We start from the raw sequence: 1,112 nt of genomic DNA, 5'->3' as shown, positions 1-1,112 counted from the left end.
CTAACAGCATTGGCAAAATCGGTTGAACGTGACGTAATCGAAGACGAGATGCGTCAACAAGCAGCGAAACAGATGATGCGTCAACTTGGCCGAATCCGTGCTGAGTACGAAGCGGGGCAAATTGCAGCGCCAACTGAGAAAACAAACTCTTAATCAACATGCGAATTTATGCTGACAAGCTAGCTGACCATCTAGCCAAACACTTAAAGCAGGTTTATCTGATCTTCGGAAACGAACCGCTACTGATCCAAGAAAGCCGCCAAGCGATTCAAAAAACCGCTCTACAACATGGTTTTGAAGAAAGACACCGTTTTGCTGTCGATGCAAGTTTAGATTGGAACCAAGTGTATGACTGCTTTCAAGCTCTGAGCTTATTTTCTAGTCGACAACTCATTGAGCTTGAGATCCCAGAAAGCGGTGTCACCACAGCCATCAGCAAAGAGCTACAGACTCTGTGTGACATGCTGCATGATGACATCATGCTAGTGATCATCGGAACGAAGCTGACTAAAGCGCAAGAAAATGCCAAATGGTTTAAAGCACTGAATGCCAAAGGCGACTGGGTCAGCTGCTTAACGCCGGATCTTCAGCGTTTGCCTATGTTTGTGCAAACGCGCTGCCGCGCATTGGGTTTAAAGCCCGATCAGCAATCCTTACAGATGTTGGCACAGTGGCATGAAGGCAACTTGTTTGCACTTTCTCAGAGTCTAGAGAAACTGGCTTTGCTCTATCCTGATGGCGAACTGACTGTTGTACGCTTAGAGGAAGCCTTAAGTCGACACAACCACTTTACGACGTTTAACTGGATTGATGCGTTACTTGCAGGTAAAGCTAATCGTGCTCAACGCATCCTGCGTCAACTAGAAGCCGAAGGCATTGAAACGGTCATTCTCATCCGAAGTGTGCAGAAAGAGTTCAACCAACTATTAAGCATGCATCAAGATCTGACTCAAATGCCGATTAGCCAAGTCTTTGAGAAGTATCGCGTTTGGCAAAATAAACGTCCGCTTTATAACGCCGCGTTAATGCGCTTATCAGCAAGCCGTATATGTGCCCTAATCTCCTTGCTTGCGCAAGCTGAGAGTAAAGCCAAAACCCAGTATGACGAGTCC

General features: G+C 46.4%; 1 protein-coding gene and 1 pseudogene. Both read left to right on the top strand.

Annotated features, from left to right (window positions below; genetic code table 11):
* Positions 1–153: pseudogene (locus R7044_RS24245) on the top strand (luciferase); the annotation flags it as partial.
* A gap of 5 nt (positions 154–158) precedes the next feature.
* A partial coding sequence (gene holA / locus R7044_RS24240; protein WP_225455876.1) for a DNA polymerase III subunit delta occupies positions 159–1,112 on the top strand: 954 nt, incomplete at its 3' end.

The organism is Vibrio sp. 1402 (genome assembly GCF_033340275.1).
This window is presented reverse-complemented; position numbering and strand designations above follow the sequence as displayed.